The organism is Acinetobacter tandoii, from assembly GCF_008867985.1.
In the GTDB taxonomy this organism is placed as follows: domain Bacteria; phylum Pseudomonadota; class Gammaproteobacteria; order Pseudomonadales; family Moraxellaceae; genus Acinetobacter; species Acinetobacter tandoii.
Map to the genome: position 1 here is coordinate 177,053 of NZ_VXLD01000001.1, position 26,035 is coordinate 203,087.

General features: G+C 40.4%; 23 protein-coding genes. 10 read left to right on the plus strand and 13 right to left on the minus strand.

Going from position 1 to position 26,035, the window contains the following annotated elements; translation table 11 throughout:
* Positions 1 to 632 precede the first annotated feature (632 nt).
* Both F4W09_RS00815 and def read left to right on the plus strand, forming a co-directional pair.
* Positions 633 to 1,214: a HutD/Ves family protein gene (locus F4W09_RS00815; RefSeq protein ID WP_044737422.1), complete on the plus strand. Its 582-nt coding sequence runs from the start codon at positions 633 to 635 to the stop codon at positions 1,212 to 1,214.
* 211 nt (positions 1,215 to 1,425) lie between these two features.
* Positions 1,426 to 1,911: a peptide deformylase gene (gene def / locus F4W09_RS00820; RefSeq protein WP_016166966.1), complete on the plus strand. Its 486-nt coding sequence runs from the start codon at positions 1,426 to 1,428 to the stop codon at positions 1,909 to 1,911.
* Positions 1,912 to 1,926: 15 nt separating this feature from the next.
* Here the strand turns inward: def and F4W09_RS00825 are convergent, their stop codons facing one another.
* On the minus strand, positions 1,927 to 2,709 hold the full coding sequence (locus F4W09_RS00825) for an AraC family transcriptional regulator (protein ID WP_026440863.1): 783 nt from the start codon (positions 2,707 to 2,709) through the stop codon (positions 1,927 to 1,929).
* Between the two features lie 102 nt (positions 2,710 to 2,811).
* Here F4W09_RS00825 and F4W09_RS00830 point away from each other — a divergent pair, with 102 nt between their 5' ends.
* Positions 2,812 to 4,032 (plus strand): MFS transporter, encoded by a 1,221-nt coding sequence (locus F4W09_RS00830; protein WP_104441680.1) that lies wholly within the window; start codon positions 2,812 to 2,814, stop codon positions 4,030 to 4,032.
* 139 nt (positions 4,033 to 4,171) lie between these two features.
* Positions 4,172 to 4,639 carry a hypothetical protein gene (locus tag F4W09_RS00835; RefSeq protein WP_044737420.1) on the plus strand — a complete coding sequence of 156 codons (468 nt, stop codon included), beginning with the start codon at positions 4,172 to 4,174 and terminating at the stop codon, positions 4,637 to 4,639.
* Here the strand turns inward: F4W09_RS00835 and F4W09_RS00840 are convergent.
* Positions 4,636 to 4,839 (minus strand): hypothetical protein, encoded by a 204-nt coding sequence (locus F4W09_RS00840; protein ID WP_044737419.1) that lies wholly within the window; start codon positions 4,837 to 4,839, stop codon positions 4,636 to 4,638. The genes F4W09_RS00835 and F4W09_RS00840 overlap by 4 nt on opposite strands.
* An 82-nt stretch (positions 4,840 to 4,921) precedes the next feature.
* On the opposite strand from F4W09_RS00840, the gene F4W09_RS00845 reads away from it, so the two are divergent.
* Entirely contained in the window at positions 4,922 to 5,290 is a 369-nt protein-coding gene (locus tag F4W09_RS00845) for an endonuclease domain-containing protein (RefSeq protein WP_044737431.1), read from the plus strand.
* Positions 5,291 to 5,378: 88 nt separating this feature from the next.
* On the opposite strand, the gene F4W09_RS00850 is transcribed toward F4W09_RS00845, so the two are convergent.
* Both F4W09_RS00850 and metH read right to left on the minus strand, forming a co-directional pair.
* Positions 5,379 to 5,774: a hypothetical protein gene (locus F4W09_RS00850; protein ID WP_016166960.1), complete on the minus strand. Its 396-nt coding sequence runs from the start codon at positions 5,772 to 5,774 to the stop codon at positions 5,379 to 5,381.
* Positions 5,775 to 6,190: 416 nt separating this feature from the next.
* Positions 6,191 to 9,877, minus strand: coding sequence for a methionine synthase (gene metH / locus F4W09_RS00855; protein ID WP_151503714.1), 3,687 nt, complete (start codon positions 9,875 to 9,877; stop codon positions 6,191 to 6,193).
* Between the two features lie 440 nt (positions 9,878 to 10,317).
* On the opposite strand from metH, the gene F4W09_RS00860 reads away from it, so the two are divergent.
* Positions 10,318 to 11,940 (plus strand): inorganic phosphate transporter, encoded by a 1,623-nt coding sequence (locus tag F4W09_RS00860; RefSeq protein ID WP_151503715.1) that lies wholly within the window; start codon positions 10,318 to 10,320, stop codon positions 11,938 to 11,940.
* Positions 11,941 to 12,324: 384 nt separating this feature from the next.
* Here F4W09_RS00860 and pgaD read toward each other — a convergent pair whose 3' ends face one another.
* The 7 genes from pgaD to rubA form a co-directional block, all read right to left on the minus strand.
* Positions 12,325 to 12,750 (minus strand): poly-beta-1,6-N-acetyl-D-glucosamine biosynthesis protein PgaD, encoded by a 426-nt coding sequence (gene pgaD, locus F4W09_RS00865; RefSeq protein ID WP_151503716.1) that lies wholly within the window; start codon positions 12,748 to 12,750, stop codon positions 12,325 to 12,327.
* 27 nt (positions 12,751 to 12,777) lie between these two features.
* Positions 12,778 to 14,040: a poly-beta-1,6-N-acetyl-D-glucosamine synthase gene (gene pgaC, locus F4W09_RS00870; RefSeq protein WP_151503717.1), complete on the minus strand. Its 1,263-nt coding sequence runs from the start codon at positions 14,038 to 14,040 to the stop codon at positions 12,778 to 12,780.
* 12 nt (positions 14,041 to 14,052) lie between these two features.
* Positions 14,053 to 16,047: a poly-beta-1,6-N-acetyl-D-glucosamine N-deacetylase PgaB gene (gene pgaB, locus F4W09_RS00875; RefSeq protein ID WP_151503718.1), complete on the minus strand. Its 1,995-nt coding sequence runs from the start codon at positions 16,045 to 16,047 to the stop codon at positions 14,053 to 14,055.
* Positions 16,048 to 16,342: 295 nt separating this feature from the next.
* A complete protein-coding gene (oxyR, locus tag F4W09_RS00880; RefSeq protein ID WP_016166954.1) occupies positions 16,343 to 17,236 on the minus strand; it encodes a LysR family transcriptional regulator OxyR in 894 nt (297 codons plus the stop codon).
* Between the two features lie 12 nt (positions 17,237 to 17,248).
* Positions 17,249 to 18,187, minus strand: a complete 939-nt coding sequence (estB, locus tag F4W09_RS00885) for an esterase EstB (protein WP_016166953.1) — start codon at positions 18,185 to 18,187, stop codon at positions 17,249 to 17,251.
* A 60-nt stretch (positions 18,188 to 18,247) separates the two neighbouring features.
* Positions 18,248 to 19,426: an FAD-dependent oxidoreductase gene (locus tag F4W09_RS00890; protein ID WP_151503719.1), complete on the minus strand. Its 1,179-nt coding sequence runs from the start codon at positions 19,424 to 19,426 to the stop codon at positions 18,248 to 18,250.
* A gap of 58 nt (positions 19,427 to 19,484) precedes the next feature.
* Positions 19,485 to 19,649: a rubredoxin RubA gene (gene rubA, locus F4W09_RS00895; RefSeq protein ID WP_016166951.1), complete on the minus strand. Its 165-nt coding sequence runs from the start codon at positions 19,647 to 19,649 to the stop codon at positions 19,485 to 19,487.
* A 479-nt stretch (positions 19,650 to 20,128) separates the two neighbouring features.
* Here rubA and F4W09_RS00900 point away from each other — a divergent pair, with 479 nt between their 5' ends.
* Positions 20,129 to 20,674 (plus strand): adenine phosphoribosyltransferase, encoded by a 546-nt coding sequence (locus F4W09_RS00900; RefSeq protein WP_016166950.1) that lies wholly within the window; start codon positions 20,129 to 20,131, stop codon positions 20,672 to 20,674.
* Positions 20,675 to 20,734: 60 nt separating this feature from the next.
* Here the strand turns inward: F4W09_RS00900 and F4W09_RS00905 are convergent, their stop codons facing one another.
* Positions 20,735 to 21,250, minus strand: coding sequence for a YqiA/YcfP family alpha/beta fold hydrolase (locus F4W09_RS00905; protein ID WP_016166949.1), 516 nt, complete (start codon positions 21,248 to 21,250; stop codon positions 20,735 to 20,737).
* A gap of 286 nt (positions 21,251 to 21,536) precedes the next feature.
* Here F4W09_RS00905 and F4W09_RS00910 point away from each other — a divergent pair, with 286 nt between their 5' ends.
* From F4W09_RS00910 to F4W09_RS00920, 3 genes are all read left to right on the plus strand, one after another.
* Positions 21,537 to 21,977, plus strand: coding sequence for an SRPBCC family protein (locus tag F4W09_RS00910; protein ID WP_016166948.1), 441 nt, complete (start codon positions 21,537 to 21,539; stop codon positions 21,975 to 21,977).
* Positions 21,978 to 22,106: 129 nt separating this feature from the next.
* Positions 22,107 to 23,633 (plus strand): lysine--tRNA ligase, encoded by a 1,527-nt coding sequence (gene lysS, locus F4W09_RS00915; protein ID WP_151503720.1) that lies wholly within the window; start codon positions 22,107 to 22,109, stop codon positions 23,631 to 23,633.
* 137 nt (positions 23,634 to 23,770) lie between these two features.
* Complete coding sequence (locus F4W09_RS00920) at positions 23,771 to 25,213, plus strand: capsule assembly Wzi family protein (protein ID WP_151503721.1); 1,443 nt, start codon at positions 23,771 to 23,773, stop codon at positions 25,211 to 25,213.
* Between the two features lie 119 nt (positions 25,214 to 25,332).
* On the opposite strand, the gene F4W09_RS00925 is transcribed toward F4W09_RS00920, so the two are convergent.
* Positions 25,333 to 26,022, minus strand: coding sequence for a pirin family protein (locus tag F4W09_RS00925; RefSeq protein ID WP_151503722.1), 690 nt, complete (start codon positions 26,020 to 26,022; stop codon positions 25,333 to 25,335).
* Positions 26,023 to 26,035 lie beyond the last annotated feature (13 nt).

Below are 26,035 nucleotides of genomic sequence, written 5' to 3' on the forward strand. Positions count from 1 at the left end.
AGTGACCACTCAGGTAGATGACCTGCCTAATCAGTTCACTATTTGCAGTAGCCCTCTTCTTGCTTGCGGTAAAGTTCTTATATTCCTCCAAGTTTCCATTTTCACTTAGCAGAATAGGAATTAAACGAGATTGATAAAGTTTCTTGGTTGATCTGAGTTTGGTTTTCAATAAACGAATTACTAGAACGATAGATTTTGCTGTGGTGTACTTATCTGAGAATTATACTGCTGAATAAGGATTTACGAATAGCTTTCTGCAACAAATCCGTTGATGGGTGCTCAAGTCGTGATGCTGAGCCATCATGGCAACATTAGTTATTATGTATGATCCTGTATATACAAATAAGTATGTGCTACGTTAAGATAAATCAGATGATGGATTGAATTGTAGCCATTGGAGGGTTAACCCTGAATTAGCAGAATTAACGGACGAAGGTTGATTGCTGCGGGATGTAAAGAACACATTGCTACTGCTGTTTCATCGCTAATTCAAGTGTGTAAAGGTTTGAAAATTTAAAATAAAGAATATTTTTATTCATTTTTCGCCGTGCATGGTCAAACCAGTAGCTTATTACACATGCATGACTGTTTTGTCTAGCCAATCATTACGATTTAAAAGGGAAATTTACGCCATGATCGAGTTGCTTACAGCAAATCACTATAAAAAAATGCCTTGGAAAAATGGAGCAGGGTATACCCTAGAACTGGCACGTAGTGCAGGTGAGAGTTTAACCGATTTTGATTGGCGCATTTCCATGGCAGATGTCACGACTTCGGGAACCTTTTCTCAGTTTAACGGTATGCAACGCTTTTTGACGGTATTGGATGGCACTGGCATTCATCTGAATATTGATGGAGTAGCGCTCACTTTAAAGACACTACAGTCGGTACAGTTTAGTGGTGATAGTTTAGTCAGTTGTAATCTACTGGCAGAGGTGATCCGTGACTTTAATTTAATCTATTCACCGCAGCGTTATACTGCCCGCTATCAATGGATAGAAACTTCATCCGCGCTTGAGTTTTTCTCCTCAGCAGATGTGGTGTTTATCTTTAATCAAAGTATTTCAACACTCGAATTGTTTGTGGATGGCCATCACTTTAGACTTGAGCAACACCAGAGCATCTACATGCATTCCAATCAGAATGTGAAACATCTTGTTTTCCCTACATCTCCTGAACGGCAATGTTGCTGGATTGAATTAAGCAAAATTTAATAGAATAAAATGCATATTGAATCCGACACTCGACGTATGTTGGCTTAGACTTGAATAAACAGTGCAGTAAAAGCCCATTTGAACTGCCAAAAGCTGCACAAAAATAGATAAAGCTTAGAAATTCATCATTAAACTGATGATTTCAATTTACGTATAACTGGTTCAGAATAGACAGAAACCAATCATTGAGTCCTGACATTAGGAACAGCGCATGAGTGTAATTTTACCCGTTGCCCAACGCGGAGAAGAGATCTTAAAATTAAAAGCTGCGCCTGTTGCTGAAGCAGAGTTTAATAGCGAATGGTTGATGCAATTGGCTTCAGTTATGCATGCAACGATGTTAGAGCGTAATGGTGTCGGTATCGCCGCACCACAATTGTATATTTCTAAACAGGTTATTATTGCTGCTTCGCGCCCGAATCTACGATACCCCGACGCACCTGAAATGCAACCTGTGGTCATGATTAATCCGCAAATATTAGAGTTTTCTGAAACCACGTGTCTGGGTGAAGAAGGTTGTTTAAGTGTGCCCAATCAACGTGCGCAGGTGGAGCGAGCGCAAGTCATTAGAGTGCTCTATCACACATTAGAAGGTGATGTTATGGAAACAACGTTTGAAGGATTTCCAGCACGCATCGTGCAACATGAAGTAGATCATCTCAATGGTATTTTGTTTGTTGACCGATTAAAAGCCTAAGCGATATGGGCTGTATTATTCATCTTTATATTTAAATTGCTGTGGTGTCTGTCCTAAATGCCGTTTAAACATGGCACTAAATGCACTTGGATTACTGTATCCCAGTCCCCTTGAAATTTGTGCAATCGACTCACCACTGGCGATTTTACTCAGGGCTTGAGCAATGTGCATTTGTTGTAGCCATGCCCGATATGACATCCCAGTTTCCTTTTGGAACATCCGCATCAGGGTTCTGGTGCTGGTGCCAATTTCATCTGCCCATGTGCTTAAATCTTTAGGATATTGTGGTTCATGTAAGAGCGTTTGACAGATATTCAATAGCCGTTTGTCTTGGGGCCAAGGAATCTGAATCGGTAAAGAATTGGCTTTCTGAATTTCATCAAAAATTAAAATTTGTATTGCACGGGAAAGCTCATCCGAACTCAATAATTCTGACGTAGGAATTTGCTCAATCACATTTAAACGAATGAGGAGTTCGTGCAATAACTTACTGACCCGAATAATAAAACACTGTTGACCCAATACTGATGCCGCTTGGGATTCTACGAGGGCGGTATTCATTTTGACCCGACTTAAAGAAATCACACTATGTTCGACATAAGCCGGAATCCACAGTGCACACATAGGTGGAATCAACCAAACATGATTTGGAGTAAAGACCTGAATAATCCCAGTCGAGGCATACAGGAATTGTGCCCGTGAATGGTGATGGGCAGGAGTAATTTCGCGGTAAGTATGTTCAGAGGAAAGTCCAATCACCAGTTCAGACATTTCTGTTTCAATCAGTGAATCTGATATTTTCATGAAATTTGTCACTTATACAGGGATTATTGGAAGATAACGTTGTGAATGACAATTTACAATATTGTTTGAAATATCAATGATTGGAGTTTTTCAGCTATGACGTCTTCAATACAGACGAAGGAAAGCATGGATGAAGCTGTGGCAAGTCTTCAGCCACAAGGGATGATTGTGAAAATTGTAGGTGCTGTGGCACTGGCACATTTACTGAATGACTTGATTCAAGCCGTTCTGCCTGCGATTTATCCGATGCTGAAAACCAACTTTTCACTGAGTTTCGCACAAGTTGGACTCATTTCATTGGTATATCAAATTACTGGATCATTGCTGCAACCTTGGATTGGTCTTTATACCGACAAAAATCCCAAACCGTATTTATTGCCACTGGGTATGCTGGTGACCTTGAGTGGTATTTTATTGTTGGCGTTTTCTCCTAGTTTTACAGTATTGCTTATCGGGTCTGCTCTGATTGGGGTGGGGTCATCGACCTTTCATCCTGAGGCTTCGCGTGTGGCGCGTATGGCATCGGGTGGGCGTTTTGGTACAGCACAATCGACCTTTCAGGTGGGAGGTAATACAGGAACTGCAATTGGACCCTTATTAGCTGCACTGATTATTGTGCCCTTTGGGCAACATGCAGTGGCCTTGTTGATTGTATTTGCACTACTTGCCATTTGGGTATTATTTGGCGTGAGTCGTTGGAGTATTAGTCACAGTAAAAAACAACTGGCAGCCAAAGCACAACAAGTGCAAAGTAAATTGCACGGGCGCCAGTTAGTAATCGCACTTTCGACCATCTGCGTGCTGATGTTTGCCAAATTTACTTATATTGCCAGTATCAGTAATTACTTTACTTTTTACTTGATGCATAAATTCCATATCAGCCTGCAATCGGCACAGTTACATTTGTTTGCGTTCTTGGCTGCGGTGGCATTGGGAACCTTTGCAGGCGGCCCAATTGGCGACAAAATTGGACGTAAAGCGGTGATTTGGGTTTCATTTGTAGGCATGGCACCGTTTGCTTTAATGATGCCTTTTGCCAATCTGTTCTGGACTACGGTATTGTCTGTCATGACTGGTTTAGTGTTGTCTTCTGCATTTGCTGCCATGGTGGTGTATGCACAAGAAGCGGTACCTGGGCGAGTCGGGATGATTGCTGGTTTAATGTTCGGCTTAATGTTTGGCGTGAGTGGTATAGCCGCAGCAGGTTTGGGCTATTTGGCAGATGTGAAAGGCATTGAATGGGTATTTGGTGTGTGTTCGCTATTGCCCTTACTGGGTTTTGCCACTGCATTTTTACCGAAGACCCAAGCAAACTAAACCGATTACAGCAGAACTTTATACTTAGACGCGCTATCTTAGAAGATGAACAAGATGGCGCGTTTGTTTTTGCAGGGTTGTTATATCCAAAACCAATACAACGATGCATGAACCGTTTTGATTCTGGAGGATGAATGTCATGACTACTCCCGATACTACAATAAAATTTTCCTTAGGCTTGGAGCAGTTCAGCTTTGAACTCGATGGGCAGCACTTTCAGATTGATAAAGGCTTACAATTCATAAAGTCGAATAGTATGCGTCATGGGGTACTAGACGAACTTGCCATTGAATTGATGATCTATGTAATTGAAGAAATATTAGAATCGGTTCCCATCCAATATGCTTCGCCCAAAAGTGCAATTAGTACGGATACTTTATTTGAGCAAGTTTTGAGTTTATTTTTTCCGAATCAACACAGCATAGGTCGAATACAGCTTGAAAGTGGCTTTAATGCATTTCTTGAGTGTCGGGAATATTATTTGGCTAAGGTCACGAAACAAGGAATATTTAGCTTGGTTTACTTTGTGTTTTTACGTGAAATGATGCATCACTGGAATGTGACCGACATTAAATTTGAATCGCTTGAAACCGCTAAGTCATTCTAAAAACGTAAAAAATAAGGAGTGATCGACAGTAGAATCCCAATGCCACTCAGCAAAACATTACTTTCTATAAAATAAGGGAAAACCATTAGAACCAGACCGACTACAAAGGGCACAGTCAGTTTTTGTTTTTTGCCATAGAGAAAATAGCCTAAACCAATTGAGCTAAAGATCACGCCGAGAAAAAGTTGTGTTGTGTTCATAATGATGTTTCGTACGCTATTATTTTTGGCAGATATTATGCCAAGATTCTTAAAAGAATATTTAAAAAAAAAGAGTGTCGTGATGCAACCTTATAACAAGAACTTAAAACTTCCATCGCGTGATTTGCGTAGCAATATGGCCGATGCAGAGCAATGGCTATGGCAAAGATTACGCCGTAAGCAAGTTTTAGGATTACAGTTTTATCGGCAAAAGCCAATTCTTAACTTTATTGTGGATTTTTATTGTTCCGCTGCGAACCTCGTCATTGAGTGTGATGGTGGGCAGCATTACACCGAAGATGGTCGTTCGGCTGACCAAATTCGTGATCAAGCTTTAAGTGAATTAGGGCTTGTAGTGCTGAGGTTTAGTAACAGGCAGATTTTGACTGAAACTGATGCTGTGGTGGAGCAGATTTATTGGATTGCTAAACATAGATTGGAATCCCCCTAAATCCCCCTTTGGGAAAGGGGGACTTTACGTGAATTTTGTTGAGGTTTTGAATTCGAGGGGTTCCTCCCTTTTTAAAGGGAGGTGTAAATTAGATTTTATTAAAATTTTTCAAAAAATTAGTAGGATGTTGATGAAAGCGAATATGATTTTGGGATTTTAAATTTCGCTTTTTTTCCTTGAATGCTGGAACAATATAGCCCCATTCTGCATTTCTAGAGAAATATATGACATAGTCAATATCAGCATCTTCCCATTTATTTTCAACAACAATATTATCATCTACAGAATATAAGCTTTTGACTTGGATACGATATACAGTACGGCCATCTAAAATTTGAATATCAGTTTTGGCATATACATCCAAACTAGGCATACTTGCATCCCAGCCATCACTTAAGAGCCAAGAGAGTAGTAAATATTCATAAGAATGATTTTTGTATTGAGATAGGGTTTGTTCTTTAAGCGCAGTCTGACGAACAGGCATAAAAACTCCTTAAAGCTTTTAATGCCGTAAGTCGTTTTGGCTATCAATTCACGGATACATGGATGTAATATAGCTCTTAAATAAAACCATGCTTTTATTTAAGAGGCACTACTGCATTTCCTATGGAAAATGCCCAATTGATATCGGTCACCAAACCCTTATTAAATAAGATATTTCTAATTTAATATTCATCAATATTCAGCTCTCTTGAGTCTGTAGCGTCTGAATTTTTTTGAAAGTATCTGATCTACAATTATTTGTCAAATTTTAATCCCACCCAACCTCCCTTTAAAAAGGGAGGAACTGTCACGTAATTCAAGTGATACGCGAAAGTCCCCCTCTTTTTAAAGAGGGGTTAGGGGAGATTCTTTTATTTGATAAAAATTGATTTTCTTCCCCCTTTATTAAAGGGGGATTTAAACAATCGAATCATCTAAATTCGGCCCTAACCAACGCTTCGCTTCATCAAGTGTCCAACCTTTACGTTTTGCATAATCTTCAAGTTGGTCTTGAGAGATTTTGCCCACGTTAAAGTATTCACTTTGTGGATGAGAATAATAGAAACCACTTACCGAAGATGGTGGCATCATTGCAAAGTGTTCAGTGAGTTTAGTGCCGATTTTGTCGGTAGAACCTAACCAGTCAAACAATACAGCTTTTTCAGAGTGCTCTGGGCAAGCTGGGTAACCCGGTGCAGGGCGAATACCGACATATTTCTCTTTAATCAGTTCTTCATTGCTGAGTTGTTCATCAGCTTTATAACCCCAGAACTCTTTACGAATGCGTTCATGTAAGTGTTCGGCAAAAGCTTCAGCAAAGCGGTCAGCTAGTGACTGAACTAAAATTGCAGAGTAGTCATCACCTTTGGCTTTGTATTCATTTGCCAATTCTTCTGCACCAAAAATTGATACAGTGAATCCGCCTAAGTAGTCTTGTTGCTCACGGTCAGTACGAATGTAATCTGCCAAAGACAAGTTTGGTTTACCTGTTATTTTGTCAGATTGTTGACGTAAGTGCTCAAAAGTATGAGTAACATTTTGACCCGCTTCATCAAATACGCTCACTGTATCTGCGTCAGTGCGCTGTGCTGGGAACATACCAAATACAGCACGAGCATCAAAACGGTTGTTGTCGATAATATCTTTCAACATTGCTTGAGCTTGGTTGTAAAGGTCAGTTGCCGCTTCACCCACCACTTCATCTTCTAAAATTTTCGGGAATTTACCTGCCAAGCTCCAAGAAATGAAGAATGGTGTCCAGTCAAAATATTCTACAAGGGTTGCAAGCGGGTAGTTGGTGAGGACTTGTGTTCCCAAAAGATTTGGTTTTGGTGGTACATAGCTCTCATCAATTTTAAAACCATTTTCAACCGACTCTTTATAAGTCAGTTTGGCCGCTTTTGGTTGTTTGTTGGCTAAACGTTCACGAATTTTGGCATATTCAGCACGATGCTCTGCAATAAAGTTTCCACGCATTTCTTTCGAAAGGAGAGTGGTTGCAACACCTACAGCACGTGAAGCATCTGCAACATAAATCACTGCATCGTTTTGATACTGAGGGTCAATTTTTACTGCTGTGTGCGCTTTAGAAGTAGTCGCGCCACCAATCAATAAAGGAATGTTAAAACCCTTACGTTGCATTTCTTTCGCAACAAATACCATCTCATCTAAAGATGGAGTAATCAGACCAGACAACCCAATGATGTCACATTTTTCATCAATTGCAGTTTGCAAGATTTTCTCGCAAGGTACCATCACGCCAAGGTCAACAATATCGTAACCATTACAGCCAAGTACTACGCCAACAATATTCTTACCAATATCGTGTACGTCGCCCTTAACAGTTGCCATCAGGACTTTACCTTTAGATTGGCTACCGGTTTTTTCAGCTTCAATGTACGGGTTGAGCCAAGCTACAGCTTGCTTCATAACACGTGCAGATTTCACAACCTGAGGTAAGAACATTTTGCCTGAACCGAACAAGTCACCAACAACGTTCATACCGTCCATCAAAGCGCCTTCGATTACATCTAAAGGACGTTTGGCTTTTAGGCGAGCTTCTTCTGTGTCTTCGTCAATGTATGTGGTAATACCTTTAACCAATGCATATTCAAGACGTTTTTCTACAGGTTCGTTACGCCATTCAAGGTTTTCTGCTTCGCGCTGCGCACCACTATGACCACGGAATTTTTCAGCAACTTCAAGTAGATTTTCGGTCGCAAGCTGACCAGACTCACCTTGGTTCTGGTTTAAAACAACATCTTCAACTGCATCTTTGAGTTCTTTAGGAATATCGTCATAAATTGCCATTTGACCGGCATTTACAATACCCATAGTCATGCCTTGTTTAATGGCATGGTACAAGAACACAGAGTGAATCGCTTCACGAACAGGCTCATTTCCACGGAACGAGAATGAAACGTTCGATACACCGCCAGAAATCATGGCATGAGGTAAATTCTGTTTAATCCAACCTGTGGCTTCAATAAAATCGACACCATAGTTATTGTGTTCTTCAATACCTGTTGCTACTGCGAACACGTTCGGGTCAAAAATAATATCTTCAGCAGGGAAGCCTACATCGTTAACCAAAACGTCATAAGAACGTTTACAGATTTCGCGTTTACGCTCAGCAGTGTCGGCCTGACCAGTTTCATCAAAAGCCATCACAATAATCGCAGCACCATATTGGCGACACAAGCGAGCTTTTTCGACAAACTCGTCATAACCTTCTTTTAACGAAATCGAGTTAACAACAGGTTTACCTTGTACGCATTTTAGGCCTGCTTCAATGATTTCCCATTTTGATGAGTCAATCATGATAGGCACACGCGAAATATCTGGCTCAGATGCCACAAGGTTTAGGAAATGTACCATCGCATTTTGCGAATCGAGCATCCCTTCATCCATGTTAATGTCGATAATCTGAGCGCCAGCTTCCACTTGTTGCTGTGCAACTTCTAAAGCTTCGGCAAAGTTTTCTTCACGAATTAAGCGTAAGAATTTTTTTGAACCAGTAACGTTGGTACGTTCACCCACGTTAACGAACAATGAGTCATCATAAATATTAAATGGTTCTAAACCACTTAAGCGACAAGCTGGCTTAGTTTCAGGAATTTGACGTGGTGCAATGTCTTTTACAGCATTGGCAATCGCACGAATATGGTCTGGTGTCGTACCACAGCAACCACCGGTAATATTGATCAAACCACTTTCTGCAAATTCTTTTAAGAAGGCAGCAGTTTGTTCTGGTGTTTCATCATATTCACCAAAAGCATTTGGTAAGCCTGCATTTGGATGAGCAGAAATGAACGTATCAGCCACATCAGACACGGTTTTAACGTGAGGACGCATAGCATCTGCACCAAGGGCACAGTTAAAACCAATCGATAGTAAGTCACCATGACGTACAGAGTTCCAGAACGCTTCCGCAGTTTGACCTGTTAAGGTACGACCCGATGCATCGGTAATAGTCCCTGAAATCATGAGTGGTAATTCATGACCAAGTTGCTTAAAGACTTCTTTCACCGCAAAAATTGCAGCTTTACAGTTTAATGTATCAAAAACGGTTTCAATCAGAATGATATCTGCACCGCCTTCAATCAGCGCATGAGTTGCCTCAATATAGTTTTCTTTTAGCTCATCAAAGGTAATGTTACGAAAGGCAGGGTCATTTACATTCGGTGAAATGGAACAGGTACGCGATGTTGGACCGAGTACACCTGCTACAAAACGCGGTTTATCTGGAGTCGAATACTTCTCACACGCTGCTTTGGCTAAACGTGCTGCTTCACGGTTAATCTCTGGGACAAGATCTTCCATGTGGTAGTCAGACATAGAAACACGGGTGCCGTTAAAGCTGTTGGTTTCAATAATGTCTGCGCCTGCATCAAGATAAGCTTCATGAATGCCTTGAATGATTTGAGGTTGGGTTAAAACTAAAAGGTCATTGTTACCTTTTAAGTCATGTGCCCAATCGGCAAAACGCTCACCACGATAATCTTCTTCTTCAAGCTTATGACGCTGAATCATGGTGCCCATCGCACCATCGATGATCAATATACGCTCAGCGAGAAGTTTTTTAAGGGTGGTAAGCGTGGACATAAATAACCCCAATACACGGCAAGTCTTGAAATGGAGCATATTTTAGCAGAACTCAGGGCTAATTTTATTTTAATTCAGCTTTTTGACTGTCAAGTTAGCAGTTTTCATGTAAGAAATAAGAGTTACTTTGCTATTTCATTGAAATGCAATATTACATAGGCATGATGAATCGGTTTCAATTTCAAGGTGAAAGCGCATCGGAGAGTGATAATTTTTTTTACAATTCTGAAAATCAACTACTTTTTTACATGAAATATTTTTTTGTTATAAGTATTTGAAAAAAACAGATTTACAGTCAAAAATCCTCCCCATTGTAGCGCGGAGTGATTTAAAACAGGTCAATTGTTAAAAATTTGGCTTTATATGACACCTGTTTGTCATATAATTGTCATAATTTAATTTAACAATAAGGGGATTTTATTATCCTCTTAACCGTCTGCATGAATTCAAAAACTCCTCCCGTCCAAGATCGTATGCATTCAGCATCGAACAAGTCGACGAATGTGCATGTTCCAACACCGAAGTTTTTTATGCCGGTGTTTTTTACGGTCATTATTGCGACCCTCATTTATATTGGGTTTCAGGTATCTGCTGACTTGTCGCATGTACCACCATTAAGTTTGTATTCTGTTATTCTTTTAGCGACGGCATTACTAATTGCACTGGGCTTTGAGTTTGTGAATGGTTTCCATGACACAGCCAATGCAGTAGCAACAGTAATTTATACCAATGCTCTTTCTGCACCTGTTGCAGTGATGTGGGCTGGTTTTTGTAATTTCCTTGGGGTTATGGTTGCCAGTGGTGCGGTTGCTTACGGCATTATCGCCTTATTGCCAGTTGAACTGATCATGAATGTGAGTTCAGGGGCAGGCTTTGCTATGGTCTTTGCCATGCTGATTGCTGCAATTCTATGGAATTTAGGCACTTGGTTCTTGGGGATTCCTGCATCGAGTTCACACACTTTGATTGGTTCTATTTTGGGTGTAGGGATTATGAATTACCTATTACACTCAGGTAGTGGTGCCAGCGGTGTAGATATGGATCAAGTAATTAAAGTGGGTAAAGCATTACTGTTTTCTCCTTTAATTGGTTTTGCATTTGCTGCTGTGGTTTTCTTGTTGGTGAAAAAAATCTTCAAACGCCAGTTGGAGTTATTCCAGCCACCTGAAGGCAACAAACCACCACCACCACTTATTCGTGCAATTCTAATTTTTACTTGCACAGGTGTAAGCTTTGCGCATGGTTCAAACGACGGTCAAAAGGGCATGGGCTTAATCATGTTAATTTTGATTGGTTTAGTACCATTGGCGTATTCACTCAACAAGAATTTAGACCAAGCCCATATTCAGTCATTTGAACAATTGTCATCTCAAGCTGCTGTGGCGATGTATCCTGCACATGCAGATATTCCAGATGAACAAGCGCGTCAAACCATTACAGCTTATATTCAGACCAAAGAAATCACCCCAGAAGTGGTGCCTGCTTTGGCAAGTTTGACCGATCATTTAGGTGACCGTGTTGCTCAATATGGCGACTTAAAGAATATTCCTGAAGATGCAATCTCATCTATCCGCAATGATATGTATTTGAGCACGACTGCGTTTAAGCGTTTGGATAAAGCAGACCAGTTACCTGCGATGCCAGAAGCGCAGCAAAAGGTAGTAAAAGAGTACCGTAGCAATTTGGATAGCTTTTTACAGTACATCCCAACTTGGGTAAAAGTGGCTGTGGCATTGGCTTTAGGTCTAGGTACAATGGTAGGCTGGAAGCGCATCGTAGTGACTGTAGGCGAGCGTATTGGTAAGCATCACATGACGTATGGTCAAGGGATGTCTGCTGAACTTGTAGCAATGTCAACAATTGCAGCAGCCGATGGTTTTGGTATGCCTGTGTCAACAACTCACGTATTAAACAGTGCAGTTGCAGGTACGATGGTCGCGAACAAATCAGGCTTGAATTTTGCAACTGTGAAAACAATTCTTTCGGCATGGATTTTTACACTTCCTGCCACCATTTGTTTATCAGGTGGTTTATACTGGATTTTCCTCCAGTTCGTTTCTTAAAGTTCTTAAGAGACGGAATTAAAGCGCTGCATCGTCAGCGCTTTTTTTGTGTCTGAAACATCGCCCCATCGAGGGGGGAGATTGAAGGCTTATGAAAAGGCTCATAAAGATGTGATGAGTATTGTCGGGTAATGAGCTTTGATTTACACGGTTTGAACAGAAGTATAGGACTACGTAAAACAATTAAAATCTAGCGTGATAAGAGCTGAAAAATTGAAGCGCTAAGGGATAGATACAGAAAGAATAGATTTCATGTTTAGGATAGAACAGCAATCGAAACTTGTTGCATGCTTTGTTTAGACTTCAATCTAATAGAGATGAAAAAGACCCCAAGATAGCTTGAGGTCTTTTTATAAGATTAGAGTACGTTAAAAACGTATTTCATTATTCTAAATCAACGATTTGTCCTTGGTCATTATGATGAACCACGGTGATTTTATGCTGTCTGGATTGTACAATTTTTTGATTGCTCAGCTCAAAATAGTCAGCATATTGCTGTGTCGCTAAAGGTTGTTCTGAGTGTGCCATTTTGTCACTCGCAGACGGCATAAATCGACTCCAGAGCAATAAACCCACACTACAGAGCAGTAGTTCTAATCCACCATATTCAAGGCTTATACTTAGCGCATTGATCAGATGGTGTACCGCTGTACTTTTCTGTAATTGTATGAGAATCCATACCAGTAAGAAGGGACGCCAAAGCAGAAGCCACGCACCCCACATTAATGCCGTAGTGGTATTCGACATATAGCGTTTATGCCAAGGCAATAAATGACGCAAATCAATCACTAAATCATGTTGAGATTTCATTTTGAGATACTCTAATCGTGTTGCGTATTATAAACGGATACCACGGTCTGGGCTGACCCAGCGCGCGCGCTTATCTTCACCACGTAACAGTACTTTTGGAAAAGCCATAATGGTGGCACTTATAGTAATGAGCCAGAATACAAATGGATACCAAATCATCCAGAAGTAGTTCTTGCCTAGGTTCGGTTCATAACGACTATCCATCCATTTGCTTAAAGCAAACTGAATGAGACAGGTTGCTCCCAGTAAAACACCACTGCCATAAGGTAAAAATGGTGAGCTAATTCCACTGAGTGCAGCGATTGGGAAAATTAAATGAATGATCCATAGAATTGCCAATAACAACATTAAATAAGACCAAACCAAAGTCAGGCAAAGCTCTAACATCAGTGGCCATAAAAAATTGAGTTTGGGTTGAATGAATACATCCAAATTTTTGATTAAGACCTGAGCGCCACCCATTGCCCAACGTAGACGTTGTTTCCAAAGTCCAGAAAGTGTTTCAGGCATTAAAATCCACACCAGTGCATTCGGTTCAAACTGAATGTCCCAACCCGCACGCTGCAATTTCCAAGTGATGTCAATGTCTTCGGTGAGCATGTTTGGCGACCAATATCCAACTTGATGTACGGCAGTTTTACGAAATGCGGTAATCACTCCTGAGACTGTAAATAGTCGTCCGAAGCTGCGCTGAGCACGTTTGATCATTCCCACAATTGAAGAAAACTCACCCACTTGAATACGTCCCAAGAGTGTTGAACGGGTCCGAATACGTGGATTGCCTGTCACTGCTGCAATTTTGGGATTTGCAATAAAATGTTGCATCATCCATGTCGCTGCATGAGGATCAAGGAGTGCATCCCCATCAATTCCTAACAAGAACTCTGCTTCTGTTACTAGGCTGCCCGCTTGTAACGCCATGGCTTTACCTTGATTTTTCGCAAGGTGTACCACACGTAGGCGTTCATGTTGATGTGCCAATCGATTCAATACTTCAGCGGTGTTATCTGAACTACCATCATTAATCGCAATGACTTCAAAATTCGGATAGTCGAGTTTTAAAGCATGACTAATGGTTTCTTCTGCATTATCACCCTCATTAAAACAAGGGATTAGTACTGCAACTAGAGGGTAGTGCGGTAATGTCTTGGGTTGTTGATAGGCAGGTTGTTTGCGTTCTTTACGATAGAAAATCAGTGCACCTAACATCCACAGGTAAGACATGAACAGCGGGTAATAAAACACAAAGTTGAGCGCGTGACGCAGCCAAAGATTGAAATGAAGTAACATACTCAACTGCCTTTATGGAATTAATTGAGAAGATTTGGTTGCAAAGACATCATGCATGACTTTTGGGTCTGGATGTCCTTGAATTGGGTCGTCAGGGTAATAGGCAACATGCATAACACCTTGGGTATATAAAGACTGAATGGTACTTGCCAGTTCTTGTGAAGGAATTTTCTGATTGTTACGCCAGTTGGTCGCTTGCAGCTCAAAGACCGTTTTTTTCATGCCATTTGGGAAAGAATTAACCCGTTGAACGATGTCACGATAAAACTGGTCTGCATCAGGCGCTTGTTCCATATACGGCATTGCCATAATGGCAGTGAAGTCATAACGTTTTAAGGACTCTTCGAGTGACTGTGAATACCAGTTTTCTGCATAAGGTTTTAATGCAACTTGCGCATATAAATTACGTGCAGTGAGCAGGAAGGGTTCGTACTGACGGACTTGGCTGGCAAGCTGCATGGCAAAATCATCAATGGTTTTGGTTTTATATGCAGTCCATTTTTGCAACAAGGCATCATCTGCACGAATTTTTGCTAAATCAGTCGGTAAGCCTTGTGCTGCATAGGCCGTTAAAGCATTTGGGCTGGCATCTTCATAATCGGATAGGGTGGTATCGTCATGGAACAGAATGCCATTAAATGGTGTAGATTTTGCTAAATCTTGATAGATCTCACTGATGGTTTGGCGTGCGCGTGGAGAATAAGGCGATAAACGTAAATACCCCATGTTTAAATGATCTTGGCTGACTTGTTGGGTCTCAACCACATCTTTGCTTACAGGGTCAGTTTGAGGGAGTTCCCATGCCAAGAGTGGCATCCAAGCATAAATACGGCTGACTTGGGTTCGAGTCTGAATTTGCCAAGCTACATGATTAAATAGATCGGCACGCATAGGTAAATGACGATTAGGGAAATACACCATGTTGGCAGAACCATCACCATCAGAATCTGAAAATGCCTGAAGATAAACAGTATTGACTCCCATAGCGCGAATGCGATCTAGCAAAATGCCAAGGTTGCGTTCTTGTTGTTTAGGATCTGGGTCATAAACATAGTCTAAATCAATATGCATGACTTTCTGTGGGCGGTTGTTATCGCCCAAATTCATTTCACGATTTTTAATTTCTTGTGCCAGATCGGCGGTACTCATATTGCCTTCAACCAAAACACGGTTCAGGGTTTGCAAAGAACCATGCACATGGTCAGGGCCATCATCCAGAGTGATGGTAATTGGCATACCTAACTGTTTCGCAATATTCACATCCTGCATGTTATAGCGACCATATGGCCAAACCATGACACGCGGTGCTTTTAAACCATGAGCTTGGAGTAACTCATTGTTATGCTTTAGATCTTGGGTGATACGGGTGGTATATTGTTGATCATTTTCATAGCGCTGGTGTTTTGCATCATATTGACGTGTAATGGCAGCAGGTTCAGAGTTACCTTGTGGATTGGCATTGATACCACAATGTAAATTAAAACTGTGATTCCCAATTTCGACCAAACCACTGTCCTGCATTTCTTTCAGTTCTGACCAAGTCAGAATTTTGTCACGTGAAATAATATCATCACCAAAATGTACTGCTTGATTGGCTTTTGGGGTAAGCCACGAACCAACGACAGCAAGTACTACAGGAATATGTTTGGCTTTTAGAATAGGGTAAGCATGAGTGTAAAATGATTGATAGCCATCATCTACGGTCAATAATACAGGTTTGCTCGGCAAACGGTATTTGCCTTGGTGAGCTTGGATAAGTTGGTTGACATTGATAAAGTGAAAACCATTGTTCTGTAGCCAATCAAGGTGCTGACTAAACTGTTGTGGCGTTACTGCATAATCAGGGATCAGGGCATTTTTCTGATCGGTAATTTCATGATAGCCAATAATAGTCAGAGTAGAGGGGTCAACTTTGGGAGGCTCGGCTGCCATACTGAATGACGCACTGAGCGAACATATTAATCCTAGTGAAAGTGGAAACCAAGGAGATGCAAAGCGAGCAAGCATAGAGATATCTTCTAAAAACTTTTAGTACGGGAGATTAGCGATCACAAAAACTCAAAATTGTTCTTATTTTTGAGAGTCGACTAAGGTCTTTTGTTCATTGCGCATTTATAAATTCTGAACCTGAAAGTTTTCTTAAAAAACGCATTATTTAAAGAGGTGATACAAAATAAAAACAATTAATTGCAGATATATTGTATTAAGTGATGCCGAGTGGTTTTAAGAGTATTAGTACTGTAAAAATGGAAAACCCAGTGCGGACACTGGGTTTTTAAAGCTTGAATTTGAAAATTCGTTCTTAGGTAATTTTTTGCAGAATTTGCAACAGCACATCAAATTCGCTTTGCAAGGGTGTACTCTTACGCGTAATCAGGGCCAAAGTACGGCTTGGTGCATCTTGAATAGATTTCACAACCAAATCAGAGTTAGCCTTAATCATATTGGTGTGCAATGCAATTTCGGGCAAAAGGGTAAAGCCCAAGTTTGCAGAGACCATTTCAATTAAAGTTGGTAATGAGCTTGCCTTTAAGCGATGATCATTTTTACGCTCGCCAATCGGACAAGCACTTAAAGCATGATCACGTAAGCAGTGACCTTCTTCCAGCAACATCAAACGTGATAAATCTAAATCTTCCAGCGTTACCGCTTGTGCCGAACGGTGGTCAGATTTATGGCACACCAAGAACAAGTCTTCTTTTGCAATATCAGCAACTTTAAGTCCACGCGTGTCAAATGGCAGAGCCAACAACACCATGTCTAAGTTACCATGCTCAAGTTTTTCAACAATTTTTTCGCTTTGTGCTTCGTGCAGATGCAACTGAATTTTAGGAAGCTGCTTATGCACTTCGTCAAGTAACTGCGACAAAATAAAAGGCGCGATCGTTGGAATAACACCTAAATGTAGATCGCCAGTCAAAGGCTCACTCATTTCACGACTTAAGCGCATTAAGTCTTGAGCATCAGCAAGTAGAACACGGGCTCGAGCGACAACTTGTTCGCCAAGCGGGGTTAAACGTACATTTTGGCGATCGCGTTCAACGAGGACGCCACCCAGTAAGCGTTCAAGTTCCATGATCCCACCCGAAAGGGTAGATTGGGTCACGAACGAACGACGCGCCGCTTCAGTAAAGTGCAGCGTTTCAGACAGTGTTACAAGGTATGACAGCTGTCTCAGGGATGGTAATGCAGCCATAGTGTCCTAATTTTAAGATTTAAAATGATGAGCAAATAATCCGCTAAGATGAGGAATGAAATGCGGCGGGATATCATGCCCCATTCCATCAATTAATTCAAACTTAGCGCCTGTAATTGCTTTTGCAACAGCTTTACCATGGCTAGGCGGGAGCAAGCGATCACGTGAACCATGAACTACAAGAGTTGGTTGTTGAATCTGCTTGTCCAGATGTAGCAAGGAGCCTGTACATAATATTGCTAAAAACTGTTGAAGTACACCCGCTGGGTAATAACTTCGTTGATATAATTTACGAGCGGTTTGCATGGTTTCAAGCTGATTGATATAACCAGGTGAACCAATAATGTTAAATACTTTTAAGCTGTGGTTAATAATTCCTTCCTCATCATTCGATTCTGGTCGGCCAATAAGGCTAAACAATTGCTTTGGAAAAGGAGGAGGGAGTAAAGGTTGATTGTTGCTGGTAAACACCAGTCCTAATTTGCTGACTTTATCTGGATTTTTTGCAGCTAGAATTTGTGCGATCATTCCGCCCATGGACGCACCCAGAACAAAGACATTTTCCAGTCCCATGCGTTCAATCAAGAGAGCAGCATCATCCGCCATATCATGTAAATTATACGGTGCACCTTGGTTTTCTAAGCCCAGTGCAAAACGACCCATCAATTTAATGGTATTTAGACGTGGTCCCTGATGACGTATTTTAGAAGATAATCCAATGTCGCGGTTATCGTAACGAACAACACGATAGCCATGATCAATCAGTGTTTTACAAAAGAAATCGGGCCAGAATAATAATTGAGCACCTAACCCCATAATGAGTAAGATGGTTGGATGTTCAGGTTGACCGCCAACTTCGACGTGTAATTCAATTCCATTCCCCAAGTTTACCTTGGTTTCATGCATAAACGGGGTGTAAGGTGAATTTTTGAATTGTAATGCGCTATTCATTCTTCTTTCTCCCCTAATAAGAGGACATTCAAAAATGTGAACGTCCTCTCTATTTTGAACTTAAACTGATACAGGAATCAAGTCTGGAACTAACTTGGTTAGTGCTAATCGTTGTTTCGCTGCAGTTGCACCTAACAGTACAAAACCACGCAAAGTCCCTGAGCTATCAAAGGCTTTGGCTAACATACCATCATCAAATTCTTCTGTTTCCCAATTCACGTCAACATCAACCGGCGCTGGTAAAACCGTGAGTGGTGCTGCAGGCGTTTTGACTGCTACAGGCATCGCAGGATAATGTACTGCGGTATGCTCACCATTTAAGGTTTTTGCCAGTGCTCGTGCCTGTTGCATGATTGGCATTACATATGGAAGTAGTGTGCCATTCACTTCTGCACAGTCACCCACTGCGTAAATATTCGCTTGATTGGTTTCCAAATGGCTATTGGTCAAAATGCCACGACTGGTGTGAATGTTGCCTGTTTTAGCCAAGCTAATATTTGGCTGTAAACCAATTGCTGAAAGTACTATATCAGCGATTACAGATTGTCCATTGGCTAAAGTGACAAGATAATCGCCATTTTCGACTTTAGATACTTTCTCAACAGTCGTACCCAATACAAAATGAATGCCTGTTTCTTCCAGATTTTCTTGGAAGGCAGAAGCAATATGTGCAGGCAGTAGTCGACCTAAAGGTTGGGCAGCCAAATCGATGACTGTGGCATGATATCCCGTATTTTGTAGATCATTGGCAAACTCGCAGCCAATTAATCCAGCACCTAAAATCACCACACGTTTATCTTGACGTTTGTCTAGGTTTTCACGGAATGCTTTATAGTCATTGAGAGAGTTGACCACATGAATATCATCACTGCCATCTCCAGCAATTGCTAAACGAATTGGATTTGCACCTATAGCAAGAATCAGTTTTGCATAGTCTAAGGTACTCGATTGACCATCTTTTTCTAAGACAAGTTGATTTTGCTCACTGCGAATTTCTTTAACCCAAGTATGCGTTTCAATACGCATATTGAGTTGTGAGCTCATTTTTTCAGCATCACCTAAGGCGATTTGTTCAGGAGATTTTTTGCCTGCTAATGCATTAGATAAGGTTGGCTTCGCATAGTTGCTGGCATCATCAGCGGTAATCATAATAAGTTCTTGTTCCGCATTGAGTTTACGAAACTCACGTGCCACGGTATAGCCAGCCATGCCTGAACCAATGATAACGATAGGCTGCATTTCTTTCTCCAAAGATAAGGTGTAAAAAAAGACCACTAGAAGGGTCTTTTAGTTATTATTAAATTTCAATCATTTCAAAGTCGGCTTTAGAAACACCACAATCTGGGCAGGTCCAGTCATCTGGAATATCGTCCCATTTAGTGCCCGCAACAATACCGTCTTGCGGCCAGCCTTCTGCTTCGTCGTAAATCCATCCACAAACGATGCATTGATACTTTTTCATCTGATTCTCCAATTCTGATCGGGTCATTTAGATCAGTAATAACTCATATACCGCATGGCTCTAATGATCTAATGGCTAGCGTTATTTTCGCCTAAATTTTTACGCAGTTCTAGGACGAATGTAAAGCAAATATCGGATTTTAATTAGAGAATTCTGAATCGGAATGGCTGAGTGGGACAAAACTTATCAATTCAATCACTGCGCTGTATTTTTGTTAGACAATCTAGAGAGGTTTGATGAGCAACAGAACAAGTCCAATTTTCTGCGACTAAAGTCGAGCAGATTTAAAACTGTGAAAATGCTATTTTATAATCATATAAGTCTATAGTTAATATTTTATATAAAAATTATTTATAAAAATTATAATGTTATAAAAAGTGATTAAAATTGTTTTCGGCTGAAAACCTGATGATTATCTATCCTGAGCGTTGAAAAAGCGTTAAAATTCACCTATTCCTTCCGTTCTTAAATTCTCTCCCATGAAAAATTTGTCTGCTGTATTGTGGTCGCACATTCGTACTGTCCAAGATTTCCCAAAACCTGGGATTTGCTTCTACGATTTGACTCCATTATTTATGAGTAATATTGGCCCATTAGCCGATGCATTGATTGAAAGTATTCCAGAAGAACAGTTGGCTGAAGTAGAAAGTTTTGTGGCGGTAGAAGCACGTGGTTTTGTGTTGGCAAGTCTATTGGCGCAACGCTTAAACAAAGGACTTTTATTGGTTCGTAAAGCAGGAAAGCTACCACCTCCAGTGGTTGGTGTAGGTTATAGCCTTGAATATGGTGTCGATCGTTTAGAAATTGCAGCCAATATTCAGCCACAAAAAGTGATTATCGTAGATGATGTCCTTGCCACAGGTGGAACCTTAAAAGCGGTGAAACAATTAATGGATAAATGTCAGCATCAAGTATTGGGTGCGAGCATTTTCTTAGATTTACCAACTTTGCATCAAGATTTAGGCTTCAAAGTGTGGACAGTGTTGGAAGAAAACTCAAAGCCATTACACGCTGCTGTCGCTTAGGCGTGTTAGAGCTGTAGAGAAAAAGCCAATCAACTGCGTTTGATTGGCTTTTTTATTGCGCTAAAAAAAGGTCTGTTCCATATAATGAATCAGTTGGTTGACGCGTTCTGGAGCAGCCAGTCGATGATGTCCACCTTCAACTGCTTCAACTTGCATGTAGGGTTCTAAAAAAGCTGTGGTCGCGTACATGTCTAAAACCTCATCACCAAGTTCAATATAGGCAATTTGAGGAATATCATGTTCTAAATCGAATTCAGTAATTGCAGGATAATCTGTGCGGAAATCTGGAGTTAGAGTGGGATTCGCTACAATGCAAGGAATTCGGTGCTGTAAGGACATTTTGAGCGCCCAATATCCACCTAAACAGTGACCTATTAATAAGTCAGGTTTAATAGTCGCTAAAGCATTTTGATAAAATTCGGCAACAGTGGAATAGTTTAAATTTCTATAATCCACATCAATGCAATATTTTTTTGCTGAGTCAATTGCATGGAATTTAGTCGATTCTTTAGAAGAGTCTAATCCATGAAAAAAAAGAATTTTCGATTGGTCTATATTGATTGTTATCGCATTCATAGGCTCTCTTTTTGCAAAGATAGAACGGATTAATAAACGTTCACTTTTCAACTTTTTTAAATTATGTTCATTTTACGAATCTTCAGTTGGCATTGATCTTAGCATTTGGTCTAAGAGTAGTATGTGCAATATGGTGATGTAGTTTTTAATAATAGATAAAACAGAGAGGTATATTGTATTTTTGGAGTAATTCGCCAAGTTTATAAATATTTTTTAACGATTTATTTTACTACATGTAGAAATTATTCAGTAGTTTGGAAAGAAGCAATTCGCTTGAGAAAATGAAATGATGGAACATCTTCGTTTTAGTGTCTGTATAGATGCAAGTCCTGAAAAGATATGGAAGATTCTTTGGTCAGCAGATACTTATACTGAATGGACCAAGTTCTTTACTGAAGGGTCAAAAATACAGTCTGATTGGACAGTGGGTGGAAGAACTTTATTTATAGACAGTCATGGCGATGGTTTGATTGCTACCATTTTAGTTTATTTACCGAATTGTTCAGTTATTTTTCAATATCAAGGTCTATTACAAGATGGGGTGGAGGATTTAACTAGCCCTGAAGTTCAGCAGTGGCAAGGATTGCTCGAACAATATTCTTTAGAAGAAGTTGATGGAAAAACAATACTGAGTGTCGAATTGGAAACGACAGAAGATTATAAATACATGATGGAGCAAGCTTTTGAACAAGGATTGCAGCGTGTTCGAGAACTAGCAGAACAATAGAATAATAGAGTTGTAGAAAAGAAAGTTAAATTCACGGTCATTATTTTGTTTAAGAGAAATCATACGAAATCATGAATGAATCTGCTATGCTATAGCACTTCATTTTTTAGTATTTTTTACGAGGCAGAGATGACGCAAAACAACGCTCAATCGACTTCTGAACAACCTATTTCCGAAAACGATTTAATTGCACAGCGTCATGCCAAGTTGAAGCAAATTGAAGAGCAAGCCAAACAAATGGGCGTTAGCCCATGGCCGAACTCGTTCAAGCGCGAACATTATGCGCAAGATTTACAAGAACAATTTCAAGATCAATCGAAAGAGCAGATTGAAGCGGCTGAGCATGTTTATGTGAAAGTTGCGGGTCGTGTCATGTTGAACCGTGGATCATTTATCGTGATTCAAGATATGACAGGTCGTATTCAGCTTTATGTCGCACGTAAAGAGTTAGACGAAGCTACTTTGGCAACCATCAAAGGTTTAGACCTTGGTGATATTATTGCAGTAGAAGGTTATATTGGTCGTTCGGGCAAAGGCGATTTATATGTTCACATTCAACATTTTGAATTATTGACCAAATCACTACGTCCACTGCCAGATAAGTTCCACGGTCTAAATGATACTGAAGTTAAATACCGTAAGCGTTATCTTGACCTGATTGTGAACGAAGAAACACGTAAAACGTTCGAAATTCGCGCCAAAGTTGTTGCAGGAATTCGTGCATTTTTGAACAACGAACGTTTCATGGAAGTTGAAACCCCAATGATGCATGTTATTCCTGGCGGCGCATCTGCGCGTCCATTCGAAACGCATCATAATGCTTTAGATATGCCTTTATTCTTGCGTATTGCACCTGAACTTTATTTAAAACGTTTAGTGGTTGGTGGTTTTGAACGTGTGTTTGAGATTAACCGTAACTTCCGTAATGAAGGGGTGTCAACGCGTCACAACCCTGAATTTACGATGATCGAGTTTTACCAAGCTTACGCTGATTATAAAGACTTGATGGCATTGACTGAAAATATGCTTGAAAAGTTGGCTTTGGATATTTTAGGTACAACTGATGTGCCTTACCAAGGTGAAGTGTTTAGCTTCAAAGGGCCATTCAAAAAAATCTCTATGTTTGATGCGATTTTAGAGAATAACCCACAGTTTACCCCTGAAAATGTAGGTGACCGTGAGTTCCTTGCTCAATTTATTCGTGAAGAATTAAAAGAACAAGTGAAGCCAGGTTTTGGTTTAGGTAAATTACAAACGATTGTATTTGAAGAAACGGTTGAAACTAAATTACGTCAACCAACCTTTATTACTGAATACCCAGCTGAAACTTCACCATTAGCACGTCGTAATGATGATAATCCACATATTACTGACCGTTTTGAATTCTTTATCGGTGGTCGTGAATTAGCAAATGGTTTCTCTGAGTTAAATGACCCAATTGATCAAGCTGAACGTTTCCAAGCACAAGTTGCGGAAAAAGATGCGGGTGATGATGAAGCCATGCACTATGATGCAGAGTTTGTTGAAGCACTTGAATACGGTTTGCCTCCTACTGCGGGTGAAGGTATTGGTATTGACCGTTTAGTCATGTTATTTGCTGATGCGCCGAGTATCCGTGATGTGATTTTATTCCCACACATGCGCCGTAAAGACTAAGGTCTATATTTATAAAAAAACCCGCTTCGGCGGGTTTTTTGTTGATGATTTACAACAAAAATCAATACTCAGGTTGCAATATTCAATCAAAGAAAATATGGTAGTCGGCAGAATTAAGTAACGAGAAAGTCACGATAATGTTTTTAAAAAGAGCTTTAGTTTCGGCGTTGTTGATGGTGTCAGCGTCATCGGGTTTTGCGCAAGGGATTGTCGTGAATAATGAAGATTTACGTTCGGATTTGAACTGGTTAAATCAACAAGGCGTTATTCAAATTAGTACCTCAACATGGCCAATGAGTGGGGATGAAATTCAACGTGCATTATCCCAAGCACGTGTTAGTCAACCAGAACAACAAAAAGTAATTGACTCTGTTTTGGCGAGTTTAAAAGCGGATAATCATCTGGCGAAAGTGAGTCTTTACGCGGCAACAGATGAAAAGCAATTTCCACAAGCGTTTGCTGCAAGTAACAAATCTCAATATGTGGGTGCATTGGAATTAAATGCGGGTAGCGAGAATTGGGATGCCAAATTAAAAATAAACGTTGAACATGACCCGATGATCGATAACGGGGAATATGTAAATGTTGAAGGATCATACTTGGCAGGCAAGCTTTGGAACCAGTGGCTGATTGCTGGTCAAATGCCAACGTATTGGGGACCAGGACATGAGGGGAGTTTAATCCGTGGTGATGCAAGCCGTCCTGTTTATGGTTTGACCATGCAACGTGCAGACCAAAGTGCATTTGAAACGAAATGGTTGTCATGGATTGGACCTTGGCAGTATCAAGCATTTGCAGGTCAACTCGCAGATTATGATGCTATTCCAGACACAAAACTGATTGGATTACGTTTAACCGCACAGCCTTTGCCTTATTTAGAGTTAGGTGCATCGCGCATGATTCAATGGGGTGGTGAAGGACGCTCGGAAAGTTGGGATTCATTATGGAATGCAATTAAAGGCAATGATAATTTCTATAATTCCGATGATGATAAATCAAACCAACTTGCAGGTTTTGATGCGCGTTTAAATCTAAACCAATGGTTGAATACACCGCTGAGCGTTTATGGTCAGTACGTGGGTGAAGATGAGGCTGGATTGCTTCCATCTAAAAAAATGTATTTAGCTGGTATAGATTATTCTTCAAGTTTTAAAAATAAGCCATTCCAACTGTATACAGAGTGGGCGGACACCCGTACAAATGGTGATGTGAAAGGTATTTCGTATAATCATTATGTATATAAAGATGGTTATTACCAACATGGTTTCCCATTAGGTCATGCAATGGGCGGTGATGGTGAGATGTATTCAGTCGGCGGTAATATTCGTTTGGATCCTATGAACCGTGTGTCTGGACGTGTTTTAGTGGCTAAAGTTAATCAATCTAATCTGGATATTAACCAAGCATTTCCAGAAAAAGATGAAGTGAAAGCACTCGATTTAACATGGTCACATTATCTTCGCCCAGATGTTCCTTTGAAATTAAATGGGTGGGTGAGCGATTCAGATATGCATGGTAATGATACAGGGCTTTCAGTTGCTGTAGATTTACCATTAGACCCAAAAGCATGGGGCTATTAATTTCTAAATTGAATAAAAAAACCTCACAATTGTGAGGTTTTTTATTTTAGAGCTATCAATGTGAGTAGTATTCAAAGAAATTATTAAATCAATCTCATGCTTAGAAAAGCATGTACTGATTAAACCGGTAAATCAAACCAAATCAATTGACTGTCTGTCAACGCTTTGGTTTCAGCCTCTTCAGCAAATGCTAAAGCATCACCAGCTTTTAAGGTCTCACCTGCAATTTCAAGCTCGCCAGATATTACGTGGACATAATTGAGTTTCTGCGCCGATTTGACCGACAGACTATGTGCCGCTTGTATAAAGGCAGTTTTGACTTCAGCCTGCTGACGAATATGCATTGCCGCATCACTATTGGGTCCTGCAATCACATGCCATTGATTCGGCTGTAATTTTGGATCACATTGAATCTGTTGATAATTAGGTTCAGCATTACGGATATCAGGATGTATCCAAATTTGTAGCATGTGTACAGGAATATCGCCCTGATTAATTTCGCTATGTTGTACACCTGTACCCGCACTCATGAGCTGCCATTCACCCGCAGAAATATGACGCTCATTACCCATACTGTCTTTATGAGAAATAGTCCCTTCAAGTACACAGGTCAAAATTTCCATATTGTCATGTGGGTGTGTGCCGAAGCCATTATGGGCTGCAATTAAGTCATCATTAATGACACGTAATACGCTTACACCCATATATTTTGGATCGTACCAACTACCAAAAGAAAAACTATGTTTAGACTCTAGCCATCCTGCTTTGACATGACCGCGATTTTCACTACGATGTAAATAACTTTGCATGATCGTTATCCTA

What these genes read in the sequence shown, in the direction of transcription:
- F4W09_RS00815 (WP_044737422.1), top strand. Translation starts at nt 633, where the DNA reads ATGATCGAGTTGCTTACAGCAAATCACTATAAAAAAATGCCTTGGAAA.
- def (WP_016166966.1), top strand. Translation starts at nt 1,426, where the DNA reads ATGAGTGTAATTTTACCCGTTGCCCAACGCGGAGAAGAGATCTTAAAA.
- F4W09_RS00830 (WP_104441680.1), top strand. Translation starts at nt 2,812, where the DNA reads ATGACGTCTTCAATACAGACGAAGGAAAGCATGGATGAAGCTGTGGCA.
- F4W09_RS00835 (WP_044737420.1), top strand. Translation starts at nt 4,172, where the DNA reads ATGACTACTCCCGATACTACAATAAAATTTTCCTTAGGCTTGGAGCAG.
- F4W09_RS00840 (WP_044737419.1), bottom strand. Translation starts at nt 4,839, where the DNA reads ATGAACACAACACAACTTTTTCTCGGCGTGATCTTTAGCTCAATTGGT.
- F4W09_RS00845 (WP_044737431.1), top strand. Translation starts at nt 4,922, where the DNA reads ATGCAACCTTATAACAAGAACTTAAAACTTCCATCGCGTGATTTGCGT.
- F4W09_RS00850 (WP_016166960.1), bottom strand. Translation starts at nt 5,774, where the DNA reads ATGCCTGTTCGTCAGACTGCGCTTAAAGAACAAACCCTATCTCAATAC.
- metH (WP_151503714.1), bottom strand. Translation starts at nt 9,877, where the DNA reads ATGTCCACGCTTACCACCCTTAAAAAACTTCTCGCTGAGCGTATATTG.
- F4W09_RS00860 (WP_151503715.1), top strand. Translation starts at nt 10,318, where the DNA reads ATGAATTCAAAAACTCCTCCCGTCCAAGATCGTATGCATTCAGCATCG.
- pgaD (WP_151503716.1), bottom strand. Translation starts at nt 12,750, where the DNA reads ATGAAATCTCAACATGATTTAGTGATTGATTTGCGTCATTTATTGCCT.
- pgaC (WP_151503717.1), bottom strand. Translation starts at nt 14,040, where the DNA reads ATGTTACTTCATTTCAATCTTTGGCTGCGTCACGCGCTCAACTTTGTG.
- pgaB (WP_151503718.1), bottom strand. Translation starts at nt 16,047, where the DNA reads ATGCTTGCTCGCTTTGCATCTCCTTGGTTTCCACTTTCACTAGGATTA.
- oxyR (WP_016166954.1), bottom strand. Translation starts at nt 17,236, where the DNA reads ATGGCTGCATTACCATCCCTGAGACAGCTGTCATACCTTGTAACACTG.
- estB (WP_016166953.1), bottom strand. Translation starts at nt 18,187, where the DNA reads ATGAATAGCGCATTACAATTCAAAAATTCACCTTACACCCCGTTTATG.
- F4W09_RS00890 (WP_151503719.1), bottom strand. Translation starts at nt 19,426, where the DNA reads ATGCAGCCTATCGTTATCATTGGTTCAGGCATGGCTGGCTATACCGTG.
- rubA (WP_016166951.1), bottom strand. Translation starts at nt 19,649, where the DNA reads ATGAAAAAGTATCAATGCATCGTTTGTGGATGGATTTACGACGAAGCA.
- F4W09_RS00900 (WP_016166950.1), top strand. Translation starts at nt 20,129, where the DNA reads ATGAAAAATTTGTCTGCTGTATTGTGGTCGCACATTCGTACTGTCCAA.
- F4W09_RS00905 (WP_016166949.1), bottom strand. Translation starts at nt 21,250, where the DNA reads ATGAATGCGATAACAATCAATATAGACCAATCGAAAATTCTTTTTTTT.
- F4W09_RS00910 (WP_016166948.1), top strand. Translation starts at nt 21,537, where the DNA reads ATGATGGAACATCTTCGTTTTAGTGTCTGTATAGATGCAAGTCCTGAA.
- lysS (WP_151503720.1), top strand. Translation starts at nt 22,107, where the DNA reads ATGACGCAAAACAACGCTCAATCGACTTCTGAACAACCTATTTCCGAA.
- F4W09_RS00920 (WP_151503721.1), top strand. Translation starts at nt 23,771, where the DNA reads ATGTTTTTAAAAAGAGCTTTAGTTTCGGCGTTGTTGATGGTGTCAGCG.
- F4W09_RS00925 (WP_151503722.1), bottom strand. Translation starts at nt 26,022, where the DNA reads ATGCAAAGTTATTTACATCGTAGTGAAAATCGCGGTCATGTCAAAGCA.